This window comes from Saccharothrix hoggarensis (assembly GCF_042678885.1).
Taxonomy (GTDB): domain Bacteria; phylum Actinomycetota; class Actinomycetes; order Mycobacteriales; family Pseudonocardiaceae; genus Actinosynnema; species Actinosynnema hoggarensis.
Map to the genome: position 1 here is coordinate 1 of NZ_JBHTLK010000357.1, position 4,446 is coordinate 4,446.

General features: G+C 74.2%; 5 protein-coding genes and 1 riboswitch. Of the genes, 2 read left to right on the forward strand and 3 right to left on the reverse strand.

Annotation, left to right across the window (positions count from 1 at the left end):
* Positions 1-466: 466 nt before the first annotated feature.
* Both ACFQ3T_RS34555 and ACFQ3T_RS34560 read right to left on the reverse strand, forming a co-directional pair.
* The gene (locus ACFQ3T_RS34555; protein ID WP_380730007.1) at positions 467-1,126 is read right to left on the reverse strand and encodes an extensin family protein; all 660 of its coding nucleotides are present in this window, start codon (positions 1,124-1,126) and stop codon (positions 467-469) included.
* Positions 1,123-1,980, reverse strand: coding sequence for a hypothetical protein (locus ACFQ3T_RS34560; protein ID WP_380730010.1), 858 nt, complete (start codon positions 1,978-1,980; stop codon positions 1,123-1,125). The genes ACFQ3T_RS34555 and ACFQ3T_RS34560 overlap by 4 nt, the downstream gene beginning before the upstream one ends.
* 187 nt (positions 1,981-2,167) lie before the next feature.
* On the opposite strand from ACFQ3T_RS34560, the gene ACFQ3T_RS34565 reads away from it, so the two are divergent.
* On the forward strand, positions 2,168-2,446 hold the full coding sequence (locus ACFQ3T_RS34565; protein ID WP_380730012.1) for a hypothetical protein: 279 nt from the start codon (positions 2,168-2,170) through the stop codon (positions 2,444-2,446).
* Between the two features lie 8 nt (positions 2,447-2,454).
* Positions 2,455-2,541: riboswitch (ZMP/ZTP riboswitch) on the forward strand.
* Between the two features lie 28 nt (positions 2,542-2,569).
* Positions 2,570-3,826, forward strand: a complete 1,257-nt coding sequence (locus ACFQ3T_RS34570; RefSeq protein ID WP_380730014.1) for a serine hydroxymethyltransferase — start codon at positions 2,570-2,572, stop codon at positions 3,824-3,826.
* Here the strand turns inward: ACFQ3T_RS34570 and ACFQ3T_RS34575 are convergent.
* The coding region (locus ACFQ3T_RS34575) for a Clp protease N-terminal domain-containing protein (protein ID WP_380730016.1) at positions 3,802-4,446 on the reverse strand (645 nt) is incomplete at its 5' end. The two genes, ACFQ3T_RS34570 and ACFQ3T_RS34575, sit on opposite strands and share 25 nt — an antisense overlap.

Consider the following 4,446-nt stretch of genomic DNA (forward strand, 5'->3'; position numbering starts at 1 on the left):
CGCAGCTCCGCCATGCTCGGCCCGGTCCGCTCGACCGCCGCGGCGCCGCCCTGCTCCGGCACCAACCCGATCGGGGCCAGGTCCACTTCGGACGTGCTCATCCACGCACCACCCGGCCGCGGTGCCCGGGTGCGCCGGCGCGCGGCCCGGGGACGGGCTCCACGACGTCACCCCGTCGTGCGCCCAGCGGCGGCCGGGCGGGTCTGGCGCCGGGGCGGACCGCCTTCTTCTCCGACATCTCCGGTGATCCCCTCGTCTCGGCGTGGCCGACGTCGTCGCCGCCACGCTCCACAACGGACCTGTCCCGGTCGGGATGCCCCCGACTGCAACGGGATATGCCGTCCTCGCCCTCCACCATCGGGTAATGCGCTCGTCACGTGATCCCGATGATCGGGCGGTCACCGGCCCGGGGGACGACGACGGGCCCGGAGCCGTCGCCGACTCCGGGCCCGTCGCGGTGGTCGCGTCAGAACGCCTGGTTCGCGAACCCCCGGCGCGCCGCCGCGGACAGGAACGTCTGCCAGGCCGCGCTGCTGGTGTGCGGGTCACCCGTCACGCCGAGGCGCGACTTGGCGGTCGTGAACGCGCTCTGGGTCTTCGGACCCCAGATGCCGTCCACCACCAGACCGGAGCTCATGAAGTTGTTGCACAACGACTGGACGAACTTGACGTCGCTCTCCGAACCCGTGACGCAGCGGACCGGCAGGCCGCCGAAGTCGGAGTGGATGTGGTCGGCGTGGGCGGCGTTGTACCAGCCGTCCAGCACGTACCGGAACCGCCGCCGGCAGACCGCGTCGACCGCCAGGTACCGCCGCCGGGTGGCGAGGGTGCCGGACGCGTGGTGCTGGTCCAGCGGGGACGACACCTGGCCGCCGCTCCACTGGACGTAGTCGAGGTCCATCGCCGTGCCCGCGCCGTGCTCGCCGGGCTTGTTGACGTAGAAGCCCGCCGACACCAGGTAGGTGATGCTGCCGTACGCCGACGACAGCGACCGCAGGTCCCTGATCCACAGCACCAGGCTGTCGTAGAACGCCTGGGTGGCCTGCCAGTTGCGCAGGGTCGTGTTGCCGCGGCCCGACCGCCAGTAGTAGACGGGGGTGCCGTCGATCCGGCTGAACGTGATCATCGGGTCGCCTCCGCGGTGATCAGCCGGCCGCCGGTGAGCCAGCCGGTGCGGGTGCCGGCGACACCCAGGGCCTTCGCGTCCGCCGGCACGGCCGGACGGGTCCGGTCCGCGTCGAGCACGCCGGCGAGCGGGGTGGCGTCGACCACCTCGTTGCCGACCCAGTGCACGCGGTCGCCGATCTGGGCGAGGCCGCGCACCGCGACACCGTCCAGCCGGGGGCGCGCGGTCCACGTGACGCCGTCGGGCGACGTGTGCAGGACCGTGCCGGAGAGGTCGACGGCGGCGGCGATCCAGCCGCCGGTCGTGGCGGTGACGGCGGTGGCCGTCAGCCCGTCGGTCCACTCCAGGCCGCGCAGCGGGACGGTGGTCCACGTGCCCGACGGGGTGCGCCGGGCGGCGATGCGGACCACCGAAGCGCGTTCGTGCTTCACGACGGAGCCGAGCGCGAGGCCGTCGCCGACCGCGGTGAACTCGGACCGCACGCCGTGCAGGCGGCGCACTTCGCGCCAGGTGACGGCGTCGGTGGACTCCCAGACGGCCGCGACCGGGTCGCCGGCGAGGGCGCCGACCGCGATCGCGCGGGTGCCGTCGCCGGTGACGTCGACCAGGTCGGCGCCCGCGAGCCCGGACGTGATCCGCACGGACCCGCCTTCGTCGAGGAGCACCCAGTGGCCGTCCTGGCGGGTGAGGAGCAGGGTGGCGCCGTCGGGCGCGGTGAACACGCCCGCGGTGTGGTTGGTGGTGTCTGCCGTGTCCGGTGTGTCGCCCGACGCGGGAGCCGCGTGGGCCGGTAGTGCGCCGGCGAGCGCCGCGGTAGCGGCGGCACCCAGCACGAACGTTCGCCGATCGAGCACGTCAGTCCTTTCGAGGCAGGGGGAAGTGCTGACGTGGCACAGGGCCGGTTGGAAGGTTTCCAACCCAAAGTATTGGGTCGGCCGACCATTGCGGCAATGGTCCGTTCCGCCCAACCGTCAACCTCGGACCGGATGAGGATGGGGTGGAGCCCCGATGGCGGTGGACGCCGCGAGGTTCGGCAGTCCGATGACAAGCTGCCGTCCAAACCCGACCCGGTCACCGGCGCGCTGTGGCACGAGGACTTCCACGAGGCGGTCGGCGGCGCCGCGGGCGCGATGGATCGAGGCCGCGGACGCGCTCGGCGACGAGCCCGTCAAGACCGCCACCGGCCACCCCGTCGGCGACGAGGTCCACCCGGAGCGGGACGGGGGGCCGGAGGGCGAGGTCGACCCGGCGATGTCCGCCGTGCTCGCCGTCGTGGCCATCGCCCACCGCATCAAGACCCCGGCGGGCCGGGAGGACTGAGGTACGATCCGGGTGTTCGCGACTGGCGTGCCGAGGGTGGGAACGACCACCGGGGAGCGTTTCGCCGAATCGCACCGCGCGCCTGGGTGCTACGGCAGCGCCCCCGCGCGCGTGGAGGTCGTCGTGCACGAACCCGCCATCCCCTCGCTCACCGGCACGGACCCCGAGGTCGCCCGGCTGGTCCAGGCGGAGGCCCGCCGCCAGTTCGAGAAGATCCGCCTGATCGCCTCCGAGAACTACGTCTCGACCGCCGTCCTCGAAGCCACCGGCTCCGTGCTGACCAACAAGTACTCCGAGGGCTACGCCGGCCGCCGGTACTACGAGGGCCAGCAGGTCGTCGACCCGATCGAGGAACTGGCCGTCGCCCGCGCCAAGTCCCTGTTCGGCGCCGACCACGCCAACGTCCAGCCGTACTCGGGCTCGCCCGCGAACCTCGCCGTCTACCTGGCGTTCCTGAACCCCGGCGACACCGTCATGGGCATGGCGCTGCCCGCCGGCGGCCACCTCACCCACGGGTGGAGCGTCTCGGCCACCGGCAAGTGGTTCCGCAGCGTCCAGTACGGCGTCCGCAAGGAGACCGGCGTGGTGGACCTGGACGAGGTCCGCGACCTGGCCCGCGCGGAACGCCCGAAGGTGATCTTCTGCGGCGGCACGGCCATCCCGCGCACCATCGACTTCCCGGCCTTCGCCGAGATCGCCGAGGAGGTCGGCGCCGTCCTCGCGGCCGACATCGCCCACATCGCGGGCCTCGTCGCGGGCGGCGCGCACCCGTCACCCGTCGGGCACGCCCACGTGATCACCACCACCACCCACAAGACCCTGCGCGGCCCGCGCGGCGCAATGATCCTCACCGACGCCGCCCACGCGAAGCCGATCGACAAGGCCGTGTTCCCCGGTCTGCAGGGCGGACCGCACAACCACACCACCGCCGCCATCGCGGTCGCGCTCGGCGAGGCGTCGGAGCCGTCCTTCGGCCTGTACGCGCACGCCGTCGTGCAGAACGCCCGCGCCCTGGCGGCGGCGCTGCTCGACCGCGGGTTCGACCTGGTGTCCGGCGGCACCGACAACCACCTGGTGCTCGTGGACCTGACGTCCAAGGCCATCGGCGGCAAGCCCGCCGCCAAGGCCCTCGACCGGGCGGGCATCGAGGCGAACTACAACACGGTGCCGTTCGACCCGCGCAGGCCGTTCGACCCGTCCGGCGTGCGGCTCGGGACGGCCGCCATCACCACCCGCGGCCTGACCGCCGAGCAGATGCCGGCGATCGCCGAGTGGATCGACCGGGCGGTCCGGTCGGCGGACGACGAGGGGGCGCTCGACCGCATCGCCGCCGAGGTCGCCGAGCTGATGGCGGGCTACCCGATGCCCGGCTGGGCGTAGCGGACGACGTCGGCCAGCCGCGCCACGTCCGCCCGGAACGTCTCGTGCCGCAGGGTGAGCGGCGGGGCCGGGCGTGGCGCGGCGGTCGCCGGCAGCTGGTCGGCGGGCAGCACCGCCCCGTCGACCAGCACCGGGACCACGGGCACGGCGCGTTCCGCGGCCCGTGCCACCTCCGTCCGCATCGAGTCGGTCGGCGCCCAGTCCGGCCCGACGACGGCCAGCAGCACGTCGCACTCGCCGACGTCGCCGACCACGGACCGGCCGATGTCGTCCAGCCGGTCGGCGATGCGGCCCGCGAGGTGGAGGTCCTGCGGCCGGCGGTAGCTGAGGAACAGGCGCGCGGACCGACGGGCGGGCGCCAGGTCGATGCCGGCCAGCGCGGCGAACGCCCGGTCCCGCACGTCCACGACGTCGAGCCCGTACCCGGCGAGCAGGTCCACCACGGCGGCCTCGCCCTCGGCCAGCACGCCCAGCAGCAGGTGCCCGGTGTCGACGTGCCGGTGTCCCAGCGCCAGCGACTCCCGCACGGCCAGCGCCAACGCCCGCTTCGCGCCCGCCGTGAACGGCAGGTGGCCGGGCTCCGGGCCGACGCCCTGCCCGTGCGCCGCGCGGACGCGGTC